General features: G+C 62.0%; 20 protein-coding genes. 14 read left to right on the top strand and 6 right to left on the bottom strand.

The window, feature by feature from the left end; translation table 11 throughout:
• Window positions 1-44 precede the first annotated feature (44 nt).
• The 3 genes from AC0L2D_RS24725 (at window position 45) to glyA (ending at window position 3,577) form a co-directional block, all read left to right on the top strand.
• Window positions 45-1,250, top strand: a complete 1,206-nt coding sequence (locus AC0L2D_RS24725) for an aminotransferase class V-fold PLP-dependent enzyme (RefSeq protein ID WP_224675221.1) — start codon at window positions 45-47, stop codon at window positions 1,248-1,250.
• Window positions 1,251-1,263: 13 nt separating this feature from the next.
• Window positions 1,264-2,223 (top strand): 2-hydroxyacid dehydrogenase, encoded by a 960-nt coding sequence (locus tag AC0L2D_RS24720; protein ID WP_224675220.1) that lies wholly within the window; start codon window positions 1,264-1,266, stop codon window positions 2,221-2,223.
• A gap of 79 nt (window positions 2,224-2,302) precedes the next feature.
• Window positions 2,303-3,577 (top strand): serine hydroxymethyltransferase, encoded by a 1,275-nt coding sequence (glyA, locus tag AC0L2D_RS24715; protein WP_013529884.1) that lies wholly within the window; start codon window positions 2,303-2,305, stop codon window positions 3,575-3,577.
• Window positions 3,578-3,690: 113 nt separating this feature from the next.
• On the opposite strand, the gene AC0L2D_RS24710 is transcribed toward glyA, so the two are convergent.
• Complete coding sequence (locus tag AC0L2D_RS24710; protein ID WP_473542820.1) at window positions 3,691-3,903, bottom strand: hypothetical protein; 213 nt, start codon at window positions 3,901-3,903, stop codon at window positions 3,691-3,693.
• Here AC0L2D_RS24710 and AC0L2D_RS24705 point away from each other — a divergent pair.
• The 7 genes from AC0L2D_RS24705 to AC0L2D_RS24675 all read left to right on the top strand — a co-directional run bounded on the left by AC0L2D_RS24705 (window position 3,896) and on the right by AC0L2D_RS24675 (window position 12,418).
• The gene (locus AC0L2D_RS24705; RefSeq protein WP_473542818.1) at window positions 3,896-5,083 is read left to right on the top strand and encodes a porin; all 1,188 of its coding nucleotides are present in this window, start codon (window positions 3,896-3,898) and stop codon (window positions 5,081-5,083) included. The genes AC0L2D_RS24710 and AC0L2D_RS24705 overlap by 8 nt on opposite strands.
• A 462-nt stretch (window positions 5,084-5,545) precedes the next feature.
• The gene (locus AC0L2D_RS24700; protein WP_473542817.1) at window positions 5,546-6,337 is read left to right on the top strand and encodes an AraC family transcriptional regulator; all 792 of its coding nucleotides are present in this window, start codon (window positions 5,546-5,548) and stop codon (window positions 6,335-6,337) included.
• 237 nt (window positions 6,338-6,574) lie between these two features.
• Window positions 6,575-7,465: an aromatic ring-hydroxylating oxygenase subunit alpha gene (locus AC0L2D_RS24695; RefSeq protein WP_024505105.1), complete on the top strand. Its 891-nt coding sequence runs from the start codon at window positions 6,575-6,577 to the stop codon at window positions 7,463-7,465.
• Window positions 7,466-7,844: 379 nt separating this feature from the next.
• On the top strand, window positions 7,845-8,864 hold the full coding sequence (locus AC0L2D_RS24690) for a BMP family protein (protein WP_013529887.1): 1,020 nt from the start codon (window positions 7,845-7,847) through the stop codon (window positions 8,862-8,864).
• Between the two features lie 32 nt (window positions 8,865-8,896).
• On the top strand, window positions 8,897-10,420 hold the full coding sequence (locus AC0L2D_RS24685) for an ABC transporter ATP-binding protein (protein WP_473542814.1): 1,524 nt from the start codon (window positions 8,897-8,899) through the stop codon (window positions 10,418-10,420).
• Window positions 10,417-11,493, top strand: coding sequence for an ABC transporter permease (locus AC0L2D_RS24680; RefSeq protein WP_473542812.1), 1,077 nt, complete (start codon window positions 10,417-10,419; stop codon window positions 11,491-11,493). The genes AC0L2D_RS24685 and AC0L2D_RS24680 overlap by 4 nt, the downstream gene beginning before the upstream one ends.
• Entirely contained in the window at window positions 11,486-12,418 is a 933-nt protein-coding gene (locus AC0L2D_RS24675) for an ABC transporter permease (RefSeq protein WP_013529890.1), read from the top strand. The genes AC0L2D_RS24680 and AC0L2D_RS24675 overlap by 8 nt, the downstream gene beginning before the upstream one ends.
• A gap of 10 nt (window positions 12,419-12,428) precedes the next feature.
• Here AC0L2D_RS24675 and AC0L2D_RS24670 read toward each other — a convergent pair whose 3' ends face one another.
• From AC0L2D_RS24670 to AC0L2D_RS24650, 5 genes are all read right to left on the bottom strand, one after another.
• A complete protein-coding gene (locus AC0L2D_RS24670; protein ID WP_473542810.1) occupies window positions 12,429-13,349 on the bottom strand; it encodes an ABC transporter permease in 921 nt (306 codons plus the stop codon).
• Entirely contained in the window at window positions 13,349-14,440 is a 1,092-nt protein-coding gene (locus AC0L2D_RS24665) for an ABC transporter permease (protein ID WP_013529892.1), read from the bottom strand. The genes AC0L2D_RS24670 and AC0L2D_RS24665 overlap by 1 nt, the downstream gene beginning before the upstream one ends.
• Window positions 14,424-15,971, bottom strand: a complete 1,548-nt coding sequence (locus AC0L2D_RS24660) for an ABC transporter ATP-binding protein (RefSeq protein ID WP_473542808.1) — start codon at window positions 15,969-15,971, stop codon at window positions 14,424-14,426. The genes AC0L2D_RS24665 and AC0L2D_RS24660 overlap by 17 nt, the downstream gene beginning before the upstream one ends.
• Before the next feature lie 97 nt (window positions 15,972-16,068).
• Complete coding sequence (locus AC0L2D_RS24655) at window positions 16,069-17,163, bottom strand: BMP family ABC transporter substrate-binding protein (protein ID WP_013529894.1); 1,095 nt, start codon at window positions 17,161-17,163, stop codon at window positions 16,069-16,071.
• Window positions 17,160-17,996, bottom strand: coding sequence for a GntR family transcriptional regulator (locus tag AC0L2D_RS24650; protein WP_013529895.1), 837 nt, complete (start codon window positions 17,994-17,996; stop codon window positions 17,160-17,162). The genes AC0L2D_RS24655 and AC0L2D_RS24650 overlap by 4 nt, the downstream gene beginning before the upstream one ends.
• A 250-nt stretch (window positions 17,997-18,246) precedes the next feature.
• Here AC0L2D_RS24650 and AC0L2D_RS24645 point away from each other — a divergent pair, with 250 nt between their 5' ends.
• The 4 genes from AC0L2D_RS24645 to AC0L2D_RS24630 all read left to right on the top strand — a co-directional run bounded on the left by AC0L2D_RS24645 (window position 18,247) and on the right by AC0L2D_RS24630 (window position 22,537).
• Window positions 18,247-19,104: an aromatic ring-hydroxylating oxygenase subunit alpha gene (locus AC0L2D_RS24645; protein WP_032809603.1), complete on the top strand. Its 858-nt coding sequence runs from the start codon at window positions 18,247-18,249 to the stop codon at window positions 19,102-19,104.
• Between the two features lie 29 nt (window positions 19,105-19,133).
• Window positions 19,134-20,027, top strand: coding sequence for an aromatic ring-hydroxylating oxygenase subunit alpha (locus AC0L2D_RS24640; RefSeq protein ID WP_224621514.1), 894 nt, complete (start codon window positions 19,134-19,136; stop codon window positions 20,025-20,027).
• Between the two features lie 21 nt (window positions 20,028-20,048).
• The gene (locus tag AC0L2D_RS24635; RefSeq protein WP_473542805.1) at window positions 20,049-21,815 is read left to right on the top strand and encodes a PDR/VanB family oxidoreductase; all 1,767 of its coding nucleotides are present in this window, start codon (window positions 20,049-20,051) and stop codon (window positions 21,813-21,815) included.
• Window positions 21,816-21,886: 71 nt separating this feature from the next.
• Window positions 21,887-22,537 (top strand): glutathione S-transferase family protein, encoded by a 651-nt coding sequence (locus tag AC0L2D_RS24630; RefSeq protein ID WP_063168879.1) that lies wholly within the window; start codon window positions 21,887-21,889, stop codon window positions 22,535-22,537.
• Window positions 22,538-22,672: the final 135 nt, after the last annotated feature.

Here is a 22,672-nt window from a genome sequence, read left to right as displayed (position 1 = left end):
CGACCCGTGTGTGGCGATGCTCATATCAACAGGAGAACCAGATCATGAAAAATGGAACGGCGCATCTCTTTATCCCGGGTCCGACCAACATTCCCGACGCTGTGCGGCGGGCCATGAACGTGCCGATGCAGGATATGCGCGCCCCGGATTTTCCGGAACTGGTCCTGCCTTTGTTTCACGACCTGAAGCGGATATTCAAGACCGAGACCGGCAGTGTCTTCATCTTTCCGGGCTCAGGCACCGGTGCCTGGGAAGCGGCGATCTCCAACACGCTCAATCGTGGCGACCGGGTGCTGATGTCGCGTTTCGGCCAGTTCTCGCACCTGTGGGTCGATATGGCCGAGCGCCTTGGACTTGAGGTCGATTGCATCGATGCCGAATGGGGTGAGGGGGTTCCGCTCGACGCCTATCGGCAACGGCTGGGCGACGACAAGGGCAGCAAGATCAAGGCGGTATTCGCCACCCACAACGAGACCGCGACCGGCGTGACGTCCGACGTCGCCGGCGTGCGTGCCGCGCTCGACGAAACGGCTCACGATGCGCTGCTGTTCGTCGACGGCGTCAGCTCGATCGGCTCGATCGATTTCCGGATGGACGAATGGGGTGTCGACCTTGCCATCACCGGTTCGCAGAAAGGGCTGATGCTGCCTGCCGGTCTCGGCATCCTGGCGGTGAGCGCCAAGGCTCTGGAAGCGCACAAGCAGTCGCGCATGGAGCGTTGCTATTTCAGCTTCGAGGATATGCAGGCTTCGTCCAAGACCGGCTTCTTCCCCTATACGCCGCCAACGCAGTTGCTGCTTGGCCTGAGAGCCAGCCTCGACCTTATCTTTGCCGAGGGACTGGAGCAGATTTTTGCCCGGCACCACCGGCTCGCCGAAGGTGTGCGCCGCGGCGTGCATGCGTGGGGACTAAAGCTCTGCGCCAACGAGGAAAAATGGTGGTCGGATACGGTTTCGGCGATCGTCGTCCCCGAGGATGTCGATGCCAGACAGGTCATCGCCAACGGATATTCCAGATATCGCACATCCTTCGGCGCGGGCCTCAGCAAGGTGGCTGGCCGCGTGTTCCGCATCGGCCATCTCGGCGACCTCAACGAGGTCATGTGCCTCGCCGCCCTGGCCTCGGCGGAAATGTCGTTACGCGACGCCGGAGCCCGAATCGAGGCCGGCTCCGGTGTTGCCGCTGCGCAGGAATGGTACCGCGCCGAGATCGGCCGGACCCTGCAGCCGCGGCACGAACGCGCGGCTTGAGAGGATCGTAGCCATGAGCAAACCGAAGGTAATCGTTACCCGGCGCTGGCCGCATGAGGTCGAACAGCGCCTTGGCGACCATTTCGATGTCACGCTGAATGAAGCCGATCGGCCCTATGAGCAACAAGAGCTTCGCCAGGCCCTGCTGCTTGCCGATGCCGTGCTGCCGACCGTAACCGACCGGCTTGGCGCGGATCTCTTTGCAGGCGGGGTCAGGGCAAGAATACTTGGCAATTTCGGTGTCGGCTTCAACCACATCGACATTGCCGCTGCCAGCGCAGCAGGGCTGATCGTCACCAACACGCCCGCCGTGTTGACCGATGCCACCGCCGATCTCGCCATGACGCTGCTTTTGATGTGCGCGCGCCGTGCCGGAGAGGGCGAGCGCGAGCTGCGCTCCGGCAAATGGACCGGCTGGCGGCCGACGCATCTCTGCGGCACCCAGGTCAGCGGCAAGACCGTCGGCATCATCGGCATGGGAAGGATCGGCCAGGCCATGGCCAGGCGCTGTCACTTCGGCTTCGGCATGGAGGTCGTCTTCTTCGACAGCCAGCCGGTTCCCCATCCCGGCATGCCGGCGCGGCAGCTGGCGACTGTGGACGAGGTGCTGGCGGCCTCGGATTTCGTGTCGCTGCATTGTCCGGGCGGTGGCGAAAACACCCGCCTCATCAACGAACGTCGTCTTGCCCGCATGAAGAAATCAGCCTTCCTGATCAACACCGCGCGCGGCGATGTGGTGGATGAGGACGCACTGGTCCAGGCGCTGCGTGAGCGTCGGATTACTGGTGCCGGGCTCGACGTGTTCGAGACGGAGCCGTTCGTGCCGCGCGCCTTGACGGAGCGTGAAGATGTCGTGCTGCTGCCCCATCTGGGTAGCGCCACCAGCGAAACGCGCATCGCAATGGGCATGCGGGTGATCGACAATCTGTCGGCCTTCTTCGAAGGCCGCACCCCGCCTGACGCGGTGAACTAGCTCCCCGTTTCAATTCCAACACCAGGCAATGGCGACGCCGAAAACCGTGTCCGCCTTTTGCCGCCAGGAGACGAGCAGAATGACCGGTTTTTTCCAGAGGAACCTCAAGCTCCAGGATGCGGTGGTCGCCGATGCGATTGCACGCGAGATGGGCCGGCAGCGGTCCGAAATCGAGCTGATCGCATCCGAAAATATCGTTTCGCCGGCTGTGCTGGAGGCACAAGGCTCGGTGATGACCAACAAATATGCCGAGGGCTATCCGGGGCACCGCTACTACGGCGGCTGCCAATATGTCGATCTGGCCGAAGCGGCTGCCATCGACAGGGCCTGCCGGCTGTTTGGCGCGGCGCACGCCAATGTGCAGCCGCATTCCGGCGCCCAGGCCAATGGCGCGGTGATGCTCGCCATGCTGAAGCCGGGCGACACCTTCATGGGTCTGTCGCTCGCCGCCGGCGGGCATCTGACGCACGGTGCCCGGCCGACACTGTCGGGAAAATGGTTCAACGCCGTGCAATACGGCGTGCGCCAGAGCGACTGCCTTATCGACTATGAGGAGCTGGAGGCCAAGGCGCGGGAAACACGGCCAAAGCTGATTATCGCGGGTGGATCGGCCTATCCGCGCATCATCGACTTCAAGCGCATCCGGGCGATCGCCGATGCCGTCGGCGCGCTGATGATGGTCGACATGGCGCATTTCGCCGGCCTGGTCGCCGGCGGCGTGCATCCCAACCCGGTGGAGGTCGCCGATATCGTCACCACCACGACGCACAAGACGCTGCGCGGCCCGCGCGGCGGCATGATCCTGACCAACAACCAGGACATCGCCAAGAAGCTGAATTCGGCGGTGTTCCCTGGCCTGCAGGGAGGCCCGCTGATGCATGTCATTGCTGCCAAGGCCGTTGCCCTGGGTGAAGCCTTGGAGGACGGGTTCAAGACCTATGCCCGGCAGATGGTGGCGAATGCCAGAAAGCTGGCCGCGACGCTTGGCGAGCGCGGATTCGACATTGTCTCCGGCGGAACCGATACGCATCTGCTGCTGGTCGACCTGCGCGGCAAGGGCCTGTCCGGCAAGGACGCGGAGGAGGCGTTGGGCAGGGCAGGGCTGACCTGCAACAAGAACGGCATTCCTTTCGATCCGGCGCCGCCTGCCGTCACCTCCGGTATACGGCTGGGCACACCGGCCGCCACCACGCGCGGTTTCGGCGAGGGCGAGTTTGCCCGTGTCGGCAATCTCATAGCCGACGTGCTGGATGCGGTCGGAACGCAATGGGGCGCCGAACAGGAGAAGGCGGCTCGGCGGTCGGTCGAGGAGCTTTGCGAGGCATTCCCGATCTACGAGCCCAGACCCGGTTGACCGTCCGGGGAGCGCGCCACAGGCAGATACATGGCTGCCGCGGACAGGGCATTAGCCACAGATATGGTTTTGCGTAGCAGCGCCATTCGTGACGAGTTGCGCCTGTCCTAACGTCATCGCGAAATCACCGCATACATCCACCGCCAAGTTTGTCGTCCGAGCCATTTTGCAAGCAATTTCCGTCGATTGACGGAAGTGGCGCCTTCGGCTGCGGACGGCAGGAGGAGCTTGGATCCATGGGTGCGGCGTTTTCCGGGGAGCGGGTTGCCAGCCTCGAAAGATACCCTGGCTTTTTTGATCTTTTGAATGGAGAGGAAAATGAACATCAAGAGCCTTCTTTTCGGCTCAGCTGCGGCTCTGATCGCAGTTTCCGGTGCGCGCGCCGCCGACGCCGTCGTTGTTGCCGAGCCGGAACCCGCTGAATACGTCAAGATCTGCGACGTCTACGGCGCTGGTTACTTCTACATCCCCGGCACCGAAACCTGCCTGCGCATCGGCGGCTATGTCCGCTACGACGTCGGCGTGGGTGATGCCGGTTCGTTCGATGGCGTCAATCACGTTCCTGACAGCATGGGCGAAGACGACCACTCGACCTACTGGAAGAATGCCCGCTTCAACCTGAAGACCTGGACCGGCCAGGAAACCGAACTCGGCACGTTGAAGACCTACACCGAGACCCGCTTCAACTTCGGCAACAGCTTCGGCGACTATGCCAACCAGGCCACGACCAACGACAGCCGCAACAACTGGCAGGCCCGCAACACGGGCATTACGCTGAACTTCGCCTGGATCCAGCTCGGTGGTCTGCGCGTCGGTAAGGACGACCCGGCCTTCGACACCTTCATCGGTTACGCCGGCAACGTCATCAACGACACGATCGTCCCCTATGGCGGCTTCGACAGCAACGTCGTCCAGTACTACTTCGACCTCGGCAACGGTTTGTCGGGCGTGGTTTCCCTCGAAGAAGGTAGCGGCAGCGCTGGCCCGACCGGCGTCCCGCCTTTCACGTACATCAGTTCGGGTTACGACACGATCGACAGCTATGTCCCGCATGTCGTCGGCGGCGTGAAGTACACGCAGGGCTGGGGCGCGATCACGGGCGTCGCTGCTTATGACAGCACCTTCGAAGAATATGCCGGCAAGGTTCGCTTGGACGTGAACGCTTCGAGCGCTCTGTCTCTGTTCTTGATGGCCGGTTACGGCACCGACAAGAACATCGACCGCAACTTCTATAAGCAGTGGGGCGGCAACTGGGCAGTCTGGGGAGGCGGCACCTACAAGTTCAACGAGAAGACCTCGTTCAATCTCCAGGTTTCCGCTGACGATGACAAGAATTACGGTGTCGCGGCAAACCTTGCCTACGATGTCGTCCCCGGCTTCACGGTCACGGCCGAAGTTGACTATAACCACGATGGCAAGTTTGGCCAGATTGACAACCGTAACTGGGTCGGCGCTACGAAAGAGAATAGCGTCGGCGGCCTCCTCCGCTTCCAGCGCGACTTCTAGCGGATTGTTGTAGCACTTCGCCGAAATATACGAATGCTCGCTGGGCAAGCCGGCCCAGTGAGCTCATCGGGTGGCTCCTCTCAAAATGCTTGAGTCCGTACCTCCAGGACCGAAGCGCGCCGCCGATGCGAAGGGCGCCTTTGACCAAGGCGCCCTTCATTCCGGCTATGTCCACCAGTGTGATCCCACCCGAGTGACGACGACTGGCCAGCGCGGCTCGACGTCGATCTCGACAAGCCGTTGACCAGCGAGCGTTCAAGGGCGGCCTCTCTGCAGATCGCCTGGCGGATCGCCTCGGCTAGCCTGGGCCTGTGCGCGTGGAAGCATCGGTCTGCCGCCATGAGCAGGTTGATTGGCGGTATCTTGCGTCACGAGGCCATAGCTTCGACAATTGGAGACGCAGCCGGAACGCGGATCGACTTCATTTGCATGGCACCGGCAGTCTGACAGGGGGAAGCCGATATGCGCCTGCCACCGATCGACCTTAGCCGCGAGAACACCTTCGGCGAACTAACCTATGAGAATGGCGGCGACTACGGGCCGATCGGTGGCGACTATCTGGCCTTCATGCTTGTCCACGTCGGATCCCTGACGCTCGAGGCGGATGACAGCGTCCTGCAACTGGAGGCAGGACAATGTGCTCTGTCGCTCACGCGTGATCGCTACATGACGTCGGTGGCGCCGGAAACGCTGACCCATATCAGCTGGTGCGATGGCCGGCCGCAGAACGCGGCGTGGCTGTACAAGGAGCGCGAGAAGTTCGCGCCGTTCATCGTCGCCTCGCCGATGGTCCACACCCTCATGCAGTTGGGTGTTGATCTTGGCCTCGGCGAGCGCGGCGGCCGCAGTGGTGTTCGCGAGTCGCTGACCAACGCCTTGCTCCACGCCTTCATCTACGAGGCCGAGGTGATCGAGGCGGAGCGGCCGATCCCGCAGACGATCCTGCAGGCACGCCGTTTCCTCGAAGAGAACTTTGCCGCCGATCTGTCGATCGAGCGGGTGGCGCAGCAGGTGCGCGTCAGCCCGCAATATCTGGTCTCGGCGTTCAAGAAACATCTCGGCATGACGCCGGCCAAATATCTGTGGCGTTGCCGCCTCGATTACGGCACGCATCTGCTGCAGCGGACAGGACTGTCGATCAGCGAGATCGCCTACCAGGTCGGCTACAAGAACCCCTATCATTTCTCGCGGCAGGTCAAGCTGGCGTTCGACTGTTCACCGACCGAGCTCAGAGAGCAGAAGCGCAACGCCTGATGGTTGCCCACGTGCCTCCGGGTGACGAGGCAAGCATTGCCTCCAGAACCGGCGGGTGAACTGGCGATATGCTTTCCTCAAGAGCGGACATGGCGGTTTTCCAGGCACAAATGAATTGTCGGGCAATCAGGGTTGATCCGGCGTCAGGCAACGGACCGATGTCTTGCATCCTGGTTGCCGGTCGCGCCTTGGCCAGATCCGTTCACCGACAACAGACATTCCAGGCTGGACAGCACCATGAGCAATTTCTCTCATCTCGATCCCGTTGCGCTCAACGACTGGCATGTCGTCGCCTGTGTCGAGGACTTGCCGATCGATCGGGCGGTGAGGACGGTCCTGCTCGGTGAGCCGATTGCCGTTGGCCGGCGCGAGGGCAAGGCCGCCGTCTGGCAAGGCCACGCTACCGTCGAAGCTGCCCAAACAGAGCTACCTGTCATCGAGCGGTTCGGCTATGTCTGGACGACGCTCGGCACGCCGGAGCGCGACCTGTTCGAGATTCCGGAATTTTCCGAAGCCGATCGCCGCCACATCATCCAGGGCGTCGTAAGGGTAAACGTATCGGCGCCCAGGGCCGTCGAGAACTTTCTCGACATGGGGCATTTCCCATTCGTTCACACCGGCATTCTCGGCGAGGAGCCGCACACCGAGGTCAAGCCTTACAAAGTGCAGGTTTCGGCCGAGCCACCCGAAATAATGGTCACCGATTGCGAGTTCTACCAGCCGCAGGCGAATGCGGGTTCGACGACAGGGGCCGATACGGAATACATCTACCGGGTGCCGCACCCGTTCTGCGCCGTCCTTTACAAGACGGGGTCTCGGCAACGCGACCGACGCGACGTCATCGCGCTGTTCGGACAGCCGGTCGAAGAGGACTGGGTGCTCGTCCATATCGTCATCTGCTTGCTGGATGAGATCCGCGACCTCGCGACGCTGAGGCGATTTCATCAGACCATCCTGGGTCAGGACAAGCCGATCCTGGAGAATCAGGTTCCGAAGAGGCTGCCGCTGGATCCCCGTTCCGAGGTGCCGATCCGCGCCGACGCCGCGTCGGCCGCCTACCGCCGCTGGCTGCGCGAAAGGGGCCTGCGTTATGGCGTCGTGGCCGGCAACGGTATCGGCGCACACTAGAGCCGGATGATTTCAGGTCGAATCGACCTGAAATCGGAATCCGCCTCTAGATCAAAGAGATAGAGCATGATGTCTGGACAAACGGTTTCCGTTTGTCCGTGAAAACCGCTTCACACTTTTCGGCACTATGCTCTAGTCATGGGCGCATTTTCGGACATGATTAATTGTGGATATGCGCGAAAGAAATCGCAGCCATTGTTAGCCGACCTTCGCCGTGGAAGTTTCGGACCTAAGCCGGAAGACCGGCTGCCAACAACGCCATGGGGACGTTGTCCAGGCGATCGCCGCCTCCAAGTAGGCAACCGGAAAAGACAAGAACATCCGGATGACGACAGGGCGGCATTGGACAGTTCTCGGACTGGAATGAGAGGATCAAGCGATGACGAATACCATTACGCGACGCACGGCAATCCTGGGCACGGCGGGCGCCCTGCTTCTGTCGGGGCTTGTACGCTCATTCGCGGATGTCCCAAAGACGCTGAAACTGGCTGTTATCCTGCAGGACCTGCCTGACGTCGGCTGGGACCGGACGCTGCTCGACGCGCTTGAGCAACTGAAACAGGAAAGGCCCGAGGGGCTGGAGATTGCATGGGAACATACCGATCCGCTGTACGGAGACGATGCTGAGAACGCCATGCGTTTCTACGCAGAGAGTGGTGAATACGACATCATCTGGGGCCATGGCACCTATTCGGACCAGGTCCAGAAGCTGAGTGTCGAGTTCCCCGACCTGATGTTTGTTGTCACCGGCTCCGGCAATCACCCAGCCGGGCCAAATCAATACTGGATCTACAAGCGGCTGCATGAGCCTTCCTACCTGCTTGGGATGCTGGCTGGCCATACCACCAAGACAGGCATGGTCGGCATCGTCGGCACCTTTCCAGCCAATGACGTCAACGACCAGATCAATGCGTTCTTCGAGGGTGCAAAGTCGATCAGGCCGGACATCCAGCATCGGCTTTCGTTCATCGGCTCGTGGTCCGACAATGCGCTGGCGGCTGAGCATGCCAATGTGCAGATCGCGGCCGGCGCCGACGTCGTTTTCATGCTGACCGACAATTTCAAGCCCTGCCAGGAGCACAAGATCATGTGCTTCGCCAACATCAACGACCAGAGCAAGGTCGCGCCCGACGCCATTGCGTCCAGCGCCATCATCAGCTGGAAACCCGATCTCAACTGGATCATCGGCGAATGGCTGAAACACAAGGCCGGTGCGCAATTCAATGGCAACGCCGAACCGAAATGGTTTTCGATGGCCGAAGGCGGCACCGACATCGCACCCTATCATGATTTCGACGGCAAGATCCCGCAGGCGGTGAAGGGCGAAATATCTGCCAAGCGGCAGGAGATTCTTTCCGGCAAGTTTGTCGTTCCGCTCAACACCGCCGAGGTGAAGTAAGACACATCAACCAGGCAGCCCGGTGCGACCCAATGGAAGACCTGCTGAACGTTCAGAACCTTACCAAGCGATTTGGCAGCGTCATTGCCAATGACGGGGTTAATCTCGATATCCGCAAGGGTGAGATCCACTGCCTTTTCGGTGAAAACGGGGCAGGCAAGTCGACGCTGTCGTCCTGCCTCTACGGCTACTACAAAGCCGATAGCGGCGAGATACGCTTCAAGGGCGAGGTGGTGGAATTGAACTCTCCCGCCGATGCCTTGCGGTTAGGCATCGGCATGGTTCACCAGCATTTCGTGCTGGTGTCGAACTTCACCGTGCTCGAAAACATCATCGTCGGCAGTGCCGATGTCGGGTTGCTGCTGAGGAAGGCCGATGCCCGCCGCAGGGTTCTCGGCCTCTGCAGGGACTGCGGCATCGACATCGACCTCGATCGCGAAATCTGGCAACGGTCGGTCGGTGAACAGCAATGGGTGGAAATCCTCAAAGCGCTCTATTTCGGTGCCGAGCTGCTGATCCTGGACGAACCGACGGCGGTCCTGACGCCGCAGCAATCCGACCAGCTCTTCGTCATCCTTGATGGGATGCGCAAGCGTGGATTGTCGATTGTCCTGATCAGTCACAAGCTGCGCGAGGTGATGCAATCCGACAGGGTCACCATCCTGCGCAAAGGCAAGGTCGTCGCTACGGTGGACACCGCCAATACGACAGCCGAGGCGATTACCGCCCTCATGGTCGGGCACAAGGTGACGAAAAACGTCAGGGACAATTCCGTCACGCCGGCGGGAGAAATCCTCTCGGTCGAAAAGGTGTCGGCGGTTGGCGAATGGGGCGAGGATGTCCTCAAGGACGTGACGTTTACCGTCGCCGCCAACGAGGTTCTCGGGCTGGCTGGCGTTGCCGGCAACGGCCAGAAGGAACTGTTCGAGGTATTGATGGGAGTCCGCGCGCTTCAATCGGGCGGTTTCTCGCTGGAAGGAAGCCCGGTCACCGCGCCGACGTCTCGCCAGATTCTCGACAGCGGCGTGGGTTTCATTCCGGACGATCGTTTCCTCGAAGGGTTGATCCCGGAGTTCGGAACCGCCGAAAACCTTGTCCTCGGCTGGCAGCGATCGCCGGAATATTGTCGCGGTCCGTTCCTCGATCGCCGCAAACTGGCTGAGTTGGCGAGGCGCAAGATCGACGAATACAAGGTCGCGACCGCCTCGGCGGACCTCCCGGTGGAGCGATTGTCGGGGGGCAACGCGCAGCGTGTCATTCTTGCCCGCGAGTTCCAGCATGCGCGGCGGCTGTTGCTGGCCAACCAGCCGACGCGAGGGCTCGACGTTGCGGCCTCCGAATTCGTCTACGAGAAAATCCTGGAAAAGCGGGCCGCGGGCTTTGCGATCCTGCTCGCCTCAGAGGAACTCGAAGACCTGCTGCGCCTTTGCGATCGCATAGCGGTCATGTTCAAGGGCCGGATCATGGGCATCGTGCGACCCGAGGAGACCAGCCTCCTCGAACTTGGAATGATGATGGCAGGCGATGCCAGCCAGCTTACGCAGGGAATTCAATGATTTCATTTCAACGACGCTCGGGCAGCAGCCTGGGATGGAACGTCGTCTGCTATTCGGCGGCGATATCAGGTGCTCTCCTGGCTTCCGCTGTTTTGCTGAGGCTTTCCGGCGGCGATCCTGCAAGGGCCTTCACGGCCCTGATCGTCGGCGCATTCGGCAGCCAAGGCGCATTGCTCGGTTCGCTGGCGAAGGCGACCCCGCTGTTGCTTGTCGGGCTGGGCACGGTGTTCGCATTCAGGGCCAAGATCTGGAACATCGGCCAGGAGGGGCAGGTGTTCGCCGGCGCGATGGCCGCCTATTGGGTGAGTTTCTGGATAGCGCCATTGCCAGGCTGGCTGGCCGTCTGCACACTCGCGCTGGCCGGAATGGCGGGCGGCGGCGTGCTCGGCCTGTTGGCCGGCGCACTGAAAACCAGGTTCGGCACCAGCGAGATCATTTCGACGGTGATGCTGAATTACGTCGTCATGTACCTGCTCGCCTACCTTCTCGATGGCGGCCCCTGGATGGCGACAGGCGTGACCGTATCCTATCACCAGTCGCCGCCCATCGATCCAAGTCTGGAGTGGCCGATCCTCTTGGCCGTTGGGGCGGGAAAGCTGCATGTCGGCTTCCTGTTCGCTCTCGCCGCCTCGGCATTCGCAGCGGTGCTGCTCGACAAGACGTCGCTGGGCTACGAAATCCGCGCGTTCGGCTCAAACCCGACCGCGCTGACGTTTCGCGGCACCAATGTGCGCCGGCTTCTGCTGACCGTCATGCTGATGTCGGGGGCCCTGGCGGGACTGGCTGGCGCCGGCGAGCTTTTCGGTGTCTCGCACCGGCTGCGTGCCGAGACGCTGCTTGGCATCGGCAGTTCGGGGATCGTCGTTGCCATGGTGGGAGGACTGCGCCCGAGCGGCGTGATGATCGCCGCCCTGTTCTTCGGCGCGCTGGAAAGCGGCACGATCTACATGCGGCTGAAGAGTGGCACGCCGGCAGGCCTGGTGTCGGCGATGGAAGGGCTGGTGCTTTTGTTCTTTCTCAGTGCCGCCGTCGCAACGCGCTTTCAGATCGTGAGGAGGGAAGTCCATGCTTGAGCTGCTGCAGGGCCCGCTTCTGATAAGCCTCCTGGCGGCGATGGTCCGCATTGCCACGCCATTGCTTTTTTCGGCAATGGGCGAACTTGTCACGCAGCGCGCGGGCATCTGGAACATCGCTGTCGAAGGCACCATGCTGATTGGCGCCATTGTCGCCTACATGGTTGCCTCGACAACCGGATCGCCTTGGCTGGCTCTGGCGATAGCCATCCTGGCCTGCGCCGCGAGCAGCCTGATCATGTCGTTCGTCACGATTGTTTTGAAGGCCGAGCAATTCGTAGCCGGCCTTGCCCTCAATCTTCTCGCATCGGGCGTGACGCTGTTCTGGTTCCAGGCCTATATTGGCGGCCGCGAGGCGCCGACCTTCATCGGCTTCGACCAGGTTCCGATCCCCTATCTGTCGGATATTCCAATCCTGGGGCCGGTGCTGTTTTCCCAACGCCTGCTGACCTATGTCAGCTTCCTGGTGCCCATCCTCGTCTGGTTCTTTCTCTACCGAACGAAATACGGCCTTGAGGTGCGCTGTGTCGGCGAAAATCCGAAGGCGCTTGACGTCAAGGGCCTGCACGTCGGCCTCAGGCAGTGCCTCGCGATCATGTTCGGCAGCATGATGTCCGGCTTCGGCGGCGCCTTCCTGATGCTTGGCTATTCGGACAAGTTCGTTCCCGATCTCATTGCCGGCCGCGGCTGGCTGGTCGTGGTCGCGATCATCGCCGGCAACTGGATGCCGTTCCGGATCGTTGGAGCGATCTTCATCTTCGCGTTTCTGGAGGCGTTGGGCATCCATGCGCAAGTGGTGGGGATTCCTGTCCCCCACCAGCTGTTCCTCGTCTTGCCCTATGTGGCGTCACTTGTGCTGCTTGCGGGCCTGCGGTCGCGCACCCATCAGCCCGTGGCGCTCGGCATTCCCTACAACAGGGAATAGACCCTGCTGCTCAACCCGCCGGGCGGAAAGGCTTTGCTAGCGAAGCCGGGAAGTGCAGCGCCAGCATTTGCCGGTTTCGCGAGATCAGCACCAGAACGATGATTGTCGCGAGATAGGGCAGGGCCGAGAGCAGTTCGGACGGCACTTCCAGTCCGAGCGCCTGTCCCTGCAGCTGGAGGATCGTCATGCCGCCGAACAGCCAGGCGCCAAGCAGGATGCGCAGCGGGCGCCATGTGGCGAAAACCACCAGCGCCAGTGCGATCCAGCCTTTGCCGGCAGTCATGTTCTCGACCCAGAGCGGTGTGTAGGCGACGGACAGATAGGCGCCAGCCAGGCCAGCCATCGCCCCGCCAAACAGCACGGCCATGTAGCGGATCCTGATCACGGGATAGCCGATCGCATGCGATGTCTGCGGTGACTCGCCGATCGTTCGCAGGATCAGCCCGGCCTTCGTGCGGTAGAGAAACCAGCTGATGGCAGCGAACATCACCAGAGCCAGGTAGACCATCGGATCGAAGCGGAAGAGCAACGGACCGATCAGCGGCAGATCGGACAGAACAGGGACGTTGATGCCGTGCAGCGCCTCGATAGGCTCGCTGCCGAAGCCGCGGCCAAGGAAGGCCGACACGCCGGAACCGAAGATGGCCAGCGCCAGTCCGGCCGCATATTGATTGGTGAGGAAGGTCAGTGCCAGAACGCCGAACAGCAGCGAGGCGGCGGCACCTGCCAGGGCGCCGGCCAGGATCGCAACCGGCATTGGATAGCCTGCGGTTACGGCCCAGAAAGCCAATGCCGCGCCCATCAGCATCATGCCTTCGATGCCAAGGTTGAGCACGCCGGACTTCTCGACCACCAGTTCGCCGAGTGCCGCGAATATCAGCGGCGTGGCGGCGATGACGGTGCCGGCGAAGATGGCGATGATCAAGTCCATCAGGCTGTCTCCAGCGCGTGCGTGTCTCGGGCCGGCCGTATCAGGCGGATGCGATAAAAAATGAAGAAGTCGGCGGCGAGCAGGAAGAACAGAAGAATGCCCTGGAAGATGCGCGTCAGCGCCGAGGGCAGGCCCAGCGTCATCTGCACGCCTTCGCCGCCGAGGAAAAGCAGCGACATCAACAGCCCGCCAAGCACGATGCCGAAGGCGTTCAGCCGGCCGATGAAGGCGACGATGATGGCCGCGAAACCGTAGCCGGGCGAAATCTGCGGCGAGAGCTGGCCGAGCGGCCCGGCGGCTTCCGCCATGCCGGCGATGCCGGCGGCCGCACCACCCGCCATCAGCCCGATCCAGACGGCGGCAGATTCGCGAAAGCCGGCATAGCGGGCGGCTAGCGGTGCCGCTCCGCTCACCGACATCTTGTAGCCAAGGAAGCTGCGGTCAGTGAATAGCCACATCACGAACACGGCGACGACGGTGATGAAGATCGAAGGGTTGAGCCGATAGGCCGGGTCGAAGGATTCGAACAGGGCGGCTGTCGGCAGAAGTGCCGTCTGCGGGTAGTTGAAACCGGCCGGATCGCGCCACGGTCCATGCACGAGATAGGACAGGAACAGCGTCGCGATGTAGGTCATCATCAGCGTGACCAGGATCTCGTTGGTGTTCATGCGGGCGCGCAGGAAGGCAGGGATCGCCGCCCATGCCATGCCGGCGCCCATGCCAGCAACGAACATCAACGGCAACAGCAGCACGCTGTCCGGGTTCGGCCAGAAAAGACCGACGCCGCTCGCCGCAATCGCGCCCATGGTGAACTGGCCCTCGGCGCCGATGTTCCAGACATTGGCGCGGAAGCCGATAGCCAGCCCACACGCAATGAGGATCAGCGGCGAAGCCTTGAGCAGCCATTCCGACAAACCGTTGAGGGAATTCAACGGCTCGACAAAGAAGGCGTAGAGCGTCGGCAGCGGATCGTGTCCGAGCGAGGCAAAAAAGATCGAGCCGACGACCAGCGTCAAAACCGACGCCAGCACCGGCGCCGCGACGCGCATTGTTGCCGAAGGCTCCGGCCTTTGTTCAATCCTGAAGCGCAACGTCGCCACTCCCAATTGCCATTTGATCCGTGCTCATCGTTCGACCGGTCATCAGCAGCCCGACCTCTTCGCGGTCGGTCGTCTTGCGAACCAGCGGCGGTGACACGCGCCCCTGGCAGATCACCAGAAGCCGGTCACAAATCTCGAACAGCTCGTCGAGTTCTTCGGAGACGACGAGCACCGCCGCGCCGGCGCGGCTGAGGTCGACGATGGTCTGGCGGATGAAGGCGCTGGCGCCGACATCGACGCCCCAGGTCGGCTGGGAGACAAGCAGAAGCTTCGGCTCGAGCGCGATCTCACGGCCGACGATGAATTTCTGCAGATTGCCGCCCGACAGGCTTTGCGCCGTCGAAGCCGGACCGTTGGCCTTGACCTTGAACCTGTCGATGATGCCAGCTGCTAAGGCGCTGGCTTTGCGCCGGTCGACTAGGCCGTTGCGGACGGTGCCGAAGCGATGGGCGGTCAGAACCGCGTTCTCCCACAGCGTATGCGACGGTACCGCGCCACGGCCCAGCCGTTCCTCGGGAACGAAGGCGAGACCGAGCTTACGGCGCTCGTCGGCACGAAGGCGAGCGGCAGCGGTACCGCAAATCCTGATCGCGTCGTTGTTGTGATGCGTGCGTTCGCCGCTGAGCAGGGCGATAAGCTCCGCCTGGCCGTTTCCGGACACTCCCGCCAGGCCGACGATTTCCCCGCCATGAACGTTGAAGGAGACGTCCTTCAGATCCACGCCGAAATGGTCTCTTGCCTTGACCGAAAGGTTGTTGACCTCGAGCACTGGCTTCTCGCTCGGGGTCGGCGGGCTGACATGCATTTCCGGCAGCTTCGAGCCGACCATCATGCGGGCGAGCTCGAGCGAGGTCGTCTCTTTCGGCCGAGCGGTGCCGGTGACCTTGCCGTTGCGCAGCACGGTTGCGGTGTCACAGAGCTCCTGCACCTCGTCAAGCTTGTGGCTGATGTAGACGATGCTGCAGCCTTCAGCGGCGAGTTGTCGAAGCGTCTCGAACAGCTTGACCACCGCCTGTGGCGTCAGCACGGAAGTCGGCTCGTCGAGGATAAGAAGCTTGGGCGCCTGCAGCAGGCAGCGCACGATCTCGACGCGCTGCCGCTCGCCGACAGAGAGGTCATGCACCTGGCGATGCGGATCGATCGGCATACCGTAGCGAAGCGAAAGCTCGCGGATCTTGGCGGCAAGCGAGGGCAGATCGAAGGCGCTGCTTGCCGAGAGCGCAATGTTCTCGACCACTGAAACGGATTCGAACAGCGCGAAGTGCTGGTAGACCATCTCGATGCCGAGCGCGCGCGACGTCGCCGGGTTGTGCGCCGCGATCGGATTGCCGTCGCAGAAGATCTCGCCGGAATCGGCCTGCGCCGCGCCATAGATGATCTTCATCAGGGTCGATTTGCCGGCGCCGTTTTCGCCCAGCACGGCGTGGATTTCGCCGGGCTGGATAGACAGCGAGACGTCGTCATTGGCGACGACGCCGGGATAGCGCTTGCAGATGTTGCGCAGTTCTAGACGCGGATGCATGGCGGGTCCTGCCGTGGCGTGAAGCGAGGTTGGACGGGAACCAGGCAGGGAGACGCCGAAGGTCGGTCTCGGCGCCTCCCTGGTTCTTTGATGGCGTTCAGCTCAGCTTGCCGATCATGCCTTTGACGAACCAGTTCATGCCGCGAACATCGTCATCGGCCAGGACGGAGCCTGCAGCGACCTTGAGGTTGCCGGCCTGGTCCTTCAACTCGCCGCCATAGGGGTGCACCTTGCCGCTGCCGATGTCGGCCTCGAGCTGCTTCAGCTTGGCCTTGGTGTCGGCCGGTATGCCGTCATTGTAGGGCGCCATCTTCACGACGCCCGCTGCCAGTCCATCCCAGCGCACTTCCGGCTTCCAGGTGCCGGCGGCGACGGCCTTGGCGGCGCCGACATAGTCGCTGGTCCAGTCGAGGACAAAGGACGTCAGCTGTTTGCCCGAAGCGAACTTGGCCATGTCGCTGGCGTAGCCTATCGACCAGGCGCCGCCTTCACCCGCGACCTGGACGCCCGTCGCCGTGTCGGTCATCGAGCAGATGACATCGCACCCTTGCGAAAGCAGCGTCTTGGCGGCCTCCTTCTCTTTGCCCGGATCGAACCAGGAATTCAGGAAGATGGCGTTGCAGGTGGCGTTCGGATTGACGCTTTGCGCACCGAGCAGCAGCGCGTTGGCCGGGCCGACGATATCCGGAATTGGAAAGCCGCCGATGAAACCAATCTTGCCGGATTTCGACATGTAGCCGCCGGCCGCGCCGGCGACGAAAGTGCCCTCGTAATATTTGGCTTCAAAGGTACCCAGATTGGCAAGGTGGACGATGCCGGAGCAATGTTCGAAAGCCACCTTGGGGAACCGCGGCGCCACTTTCTGCATGGGCGTTCCGTGCGAAAAGCTGGTGCCGAAGATCAGTTTGTTGCCGGCGCTGGCCAGCTCGCGGAAAATGCGCTCCGCATCCTGCGGCATGAAGATGTTGTCGATGACGGTGAGTTCGGCCTTGTCGCCGAACGCGGCTTTGATCGCCTCGACGCCAAGGCTGTGCTGCTTGGTCCAGCCGATTTCGGCGATCGGCGAGACGTAGACGACGCCGATCTTGAGCACCTCTTGAGCCTTGGCGACCGTGCTCAGCCCTCCAGCACCGAGCGCAGCACCCAGCGCACCGCTGTATTTCAGGAATCCGCGTCTTGTCAGGTCGTTCATGTCGGTAACCCTCTGTTGGTTTTTTTGGTTGATGCCCGGCTTGTCGATGCCCGGTCTTTGTTAGGGAGATGGACGTGCGCGTGCACCGCGCCGTCGCCATTCCCGGATGGTTTTGCCTGCCTCAATCCAGCCGATATCGTCGCTCCGTCGGCCTTGCCGTCGAGATAGGGTGCGAGCGCTTCGGCAGGCGTCATCTCCGGAAACACCTCGCGATCCATGATATAGCCGCGCACCACGGTGCGGTGATGCGTGTCGATCAGATCCATGGCCTGTTTCAGGCGGCCCTTTTCCAGGAGGTCTACGACCCTCGAATGATCGTCGAGCAGATTGCAATAGTCGAAATCGGCTGAAATGAGCGAGCGCAGCAGCGTCGTGCGGCGCACGAGCTGGGCATGGATTTCCTGCATCACCTTGTTGCGGCTAAGGCGCACGAACACCGTGTGGAATTCCTGGCCGAGCACGTCGGCCAGCGCATCGTTGCCGGCGGCGACTGCCTGGCGCTGGCGTTCGACATGCTGGCGCAGCTCGGCCCATCCGGCGGGGCCAAGGCGATCGCTGAGCTGGGCCGCCACCCCCTGTTCGACAAGGGTCAGCGCGTCGTAAATCTCCATTGCCTCCTGCATGCTTGGCCTGGCGACGAAGGCGCCGCGGTTGCGCTCGATCTGCGCCAGCCCGTCATCGGCGAGCCGTATCAGGGCCTGACGCACCACGATGCGGCTGACATCGAATATCTCGGCAAGCTCGCGCTCGCCGAGCTTGCAGCCGGGCACCAGCCGATGGTCGATGATGGCGCGGGTCAGCGTGTCCGCGATCGTCTGGGAGCGGCTGCTCAAGGCACGGTTCTCCGCCTTTGCGACGACATGATCAGCAGGCTTTCCATGATGAAGACATGACGCTTCGGGATGTGCCATATCCCAGGTTCAGGTTTTCCATATCGGAATTCAATCATCATAGTCTGTCAACACAAAAAATGATTTTGGCTGACAAAAAATCATTGATTGGTATCCAATCTTGTGATTTCGTCATTGCGAAACGTCAGGCTAGGTTCGTGGTGAAGGGCTAGCCGAGTTGGGAGGGATGCCGATGGCAACCCGTTGCGTCGACCGCGAGCTTCTGAACGACTGGCATATCGTCGCTGACCAGGAATCGCTCAGCCAGGATGTGCCCTTTTCGACCCGTCTGCTTGGGGTCGATCTCGTCGTTCGAAAACATTCAAACAAGATCGAAGTCGTTCGCAACGATACCGGCGACGTGTTGAAGAGCGCCGAGCGCTATGGCTTCGTCTGGACCTGTCTGGACAAACCCTGGCGCGACATCATCTACATCCCCGAGGCCAACGAGGCGGATCGACATCTGGTCAGCGGCGGCTCGATCGCGGTCAAGGTGTCGGGCCTTCGCGCCGTCGAGAATTTTCTCGACATGGGGCATTTCCCCTTCATCCACACAGGCTGGCTCGGCGAGGAGCCGCATACCGAGGTCGTGCCTTACAAGGTGGAAATCACGCCCCAGGACGAGGTGCTGGCGACCGAATGCAAATTCTACCAGCCCATCGCGTCGCCGACCGCGAAGGAAGGGTTCGTCGTCGAGTACATCTACAAGGTGATCCGGCCCTATACGGTGGCGCTCTACAAGAGCAATCCGATCCAGAAGGGGAGGCTGGATGTCATCACGCTGTTCGTGCAGCCGGTCGACGAGGAGAACTGCGTCGCGCATCCCTATCTCTGCTACCTCAAGGAGGGCATGGACGCGGCGACGGTGCGCAGTTTCATGCAATTGATCTTCGCGCAGGACAAGCCGATCCTGGAAAACCAGGTCCCCAAGCGCCTGCCGCTCGATCCGCGCGCCGAGACGCCGATCCGCGCCGATGCCGTCTCGGTTTCCTATCGGCGCTGGCTGCGTGACAGGGCGGTCACCTATGGTGCGATACCGGCACAGATCTGATGACGTCCGAGGGTATTTGAAGGGATAACATGATGACGAAATGCGCTGATCCCGTGATCCTCAATCTCTGGCATCCTGTGGGCGCCATCGCGGAAGCTGCTCCCGGCGCCGTCCAGGAGACCGTTCTGCTCGAGGAGCGCCTCAGCTTTGCGGTGGACGCGGATGGCGAGCCCGTCGTCTGGCGCTCGCGTTCCGATGTGCAAAGGGCTGACCATATTCCACCCGCCGACAGGCTGCCTGCAATAAGCGCCTATGGCTATGTCTGGACCTCGCTCGGGTCGCCGCCGGCCGAGCTGTTCCCGATCCCCGAATATCAAGAGCCGGACCGCCGCAAGCTCAATGCGGCAACGTTCGGCGTCAACGTCTCGGCGCCGCGCGCCATCGAGAACTTTCTCGACATGGGCCACTTCCCCTATGTGCATACCGACATACTCGGCGTCGAGCCGCATACCGAAGTCAAGGAATACGACGTCGAGATCTCCGTCGATCGCGACGAGATCCTGGCCACGCGCTGCCGCTTCTTCCAGCCGATGGCGTCGACGGCGTCCGATGGCGGCGCCGACGTCGACTACGTCTATCGCGTGCCGCATCCCTATTGCTCGGTGCTCTATAAATCGAGCCCGGTCGACGAGACCCGGCGCGATGTCATCGCCGTCTTCCTGCAGCCGGTCGACCAGGAGCATGTGCGCGCCCACATGCTGCTTTGCGTGCTCGACGAAGACAATGAAGACAAGGTGATCAAGCGTTTCCAGCAGACGATCTTCGGCCAGGACAAGCCGATCCTGGAAAACCAGGTGCCGAAGCGCCTGCCGCTCGATCCGCGCGCCGAGACGCCGATCCGCGCTGACAAGTCGGCCATCGCCTACCGGCGCTGGCTCAGCCAGAAGGGCGTGACCTACGGGGTCATCCCGGCTGCAGCCTGACAGACATTTTGGAGACGATTGATGTTGGAAGAAGCCAGAAGCCGGTGGCATCCGATCGCCGCTGCCCATGATTTGCCGTTTCGCCACGTTTTCCACGGCCAGTTGCTGGGCCGGGAATTCGCCGTGTGGCGGGCCGATGACGGTTACGTCAACATCTGGGAGAACCGCTGCCTGCATCGCGGCGTCAGGCTGTCGATCGGCATCAATGACGGGCGCGAACTGAAATGCCAGTATCACGGCTGGCGTTATTCGAACCGCACCGCTGGCTGCACCTATATCCCGGCTCATCCGGCCGATGCACCCGCCCGCACCATCACCAACCGCACGTTTCCGGCGGTCGAACGTTATGGCTTGGTCTGGTCCTCGGAAGAGCCGCGCGGGGAGGTGCCTGAGATTGCCGGCCTCGCCGAAGGCAAGCTCGTCGCCTTGCGCGGCATCGCGGTCAACGCGCCGGCCGACAAGGTCGTCGAGAGGCTGAGAGCCTATCGCTTTCAACCCAACGGAGCGATCGATGGCGAGGGCGCCGACATTCTCGTCGAAGCCGCCCAGGATTTCGCTGTGGCGCTTCGCTCGCGAGCCAGCGGCGCCGAGACGCAGGGCGTTTTCTTCGTGCAGCCGGTCGATTCCAACCGTTCGGTGATCCGCGGCGTGCTCGATCAGGAGGCCGAGGGCGCCGCGCGCATTGCCATTCTGCGTCACCACAATGAGCGGCTTTCCAAGCTGCGCGACGAGGTCGAGCGCGACGTGGCGAACGCGCCGGCGCCGGCGCCGCTCGAGCCGGTCTACGAACGGGTCTCGGCCGAACTCGCCGAAATGCCTGAGGTGACCACGCATGGCCGCAAGGCTGCGCTGCGTGTCAGCGTGGCCAGAAAATGGCAGACCGCCGACGGGATCGCAGGCTTCGAGCTTCGTCCGATCAAGGGCATCCTGCCGACGTTCCAGCCTGGAGCCCATATCGACGTCCACATGCCCAATGGCGAGATCAGGCAGTATTCGATCACCAACGGTCCCGGTGAAACCGACAGCTTCACCATCGGCGTCAAGCTGGAACGGGACTCCAAGGGTGGCTCGAAATGCATGCATGAGACGGTGCGAGAGGGCGACGTGCTGGCGATTTCCGAGCCACGCAACAACTTCCCGCTGCGCCGCGATGCGATCAAGACGCTGTTCGTCGCCGGCGGCATCGGCATCACGCCGCTGCTCGCCATGGCGCAGGCGCTGAAGAACCAGGAGCTTGCGCACGAGCTGCATTATTTCGCGCAAGGCGAGGAACACCTCGCCTTTGCCGATCGGCTGAAGCATCTCGGCGATGCGCTGAAGCCGCATCTCGGCCTCTCGCCCGACGCGACCGGCGCCGAGCTTCGACAACTCCTCGCCGGTTATCGCAATGGCATGCATCTCTACATCTGCGGCCCGGGACCGATGCTGGAAGCCGCGCGCAAGATCGCGGCCGAGCAGGGCTGGCCGGATAGCGCCGTCCATTTCGAGTACTTCAAGAACACCAAAAAGATCGACGACAGTTCGAGCTTCGAGGTCGCGCTGGCGCGCTCCTGCGTCACGCTTCAGGTGCCGGCGGGCAAGACGATCATGCAGGTCATGCGCGAAAGCGGCATCGATGTTCCGTCGTCTTGCGAGCAAGGCGCCTGCGGCACTTGCGTGGCGACGGTGATCGAGGGCGAACCGGACCATCAGGACGTCTACCTCAACGATGCCGAGAGGAAGGCCGGAACCAAGATCATGACCTGCGTTTCGCGCGCCAAATCGGCACGCCTCGTGCTGGACATCTAACTGTTTGTTTTACGCAATTCCGGACGGAAAACCGTTACACACGTTTCCTGGAATTGCTTTAGGAGCCGCCGATGATCACGCTTTACGACTACGAACTGTCGGGCAATTGCTACAAGCTGCGGCTGCTGATGAGTTTTCTCGGCATCGACTACAAGACCGTGCCGGTCGACTTCTACCCCGGCCGCGAACACAAGTCGGAATGGTTCCTGAAACTCAATCCGCTTGGCCAGCTGCCGGTCATCGAGGATGAAGAGCTGATCTTGCGCGATGCCCAAGCGATCCTTGTCTATCTCGCCTCGAAATACGATCCGTCGGGCACCTGGTATCCGCGGGACAATCCCGCTCTGCTGGGCGAGATCAGCCAGTGGCTGGCCTTTGCAGACGGTATCACTTCGACGGCGTCGGCCGCCCGCCTGCACGATGCGCTGTTTTATGACTTCGATATCGACGCCGCGCGTGCCGGCGCGCATCGCCTTTTCCGCATCCTCGACGAGCATCTGTGGTTCGGCGAACAGCAGGGCCGCAACTGGATCTGTTCGGCCAGTCACCCGACCATCGCCGACATCGCCTGTTTTCCTTACATCATCCTGTCGGAGGAAGGCGGTGTTCCGCGCCAGGACTATCCGGCTATTCGGCGCTGGTGCGACCGTGTCAAGCGCATCAAGGGCTTCACCGTCATGTCGGGTGTGTTTCCCGCCGGCCCCGGCAAGATCGCCGCATAGTCTGATCATAAGCGCCGCGTTCTGGCCCGGCAAAATAGAGATTTGGGAGAGAAAAAGAATGAAAACCCGCGCCGCTGTCGCTGTCGCCGCCGGAAAGCCGCTGGAGATCATGGAGGTCGACCTCGAGGGCCCGCG

The sequence above is a fragment of the Mesorhizobium sp. WSM4833 genome, assembly GCF_055811095.1.
Note: the sequence above shows the minus strand (reverse complement) of the source record. Positions and strands in the feature narration are given on the sequence as shown.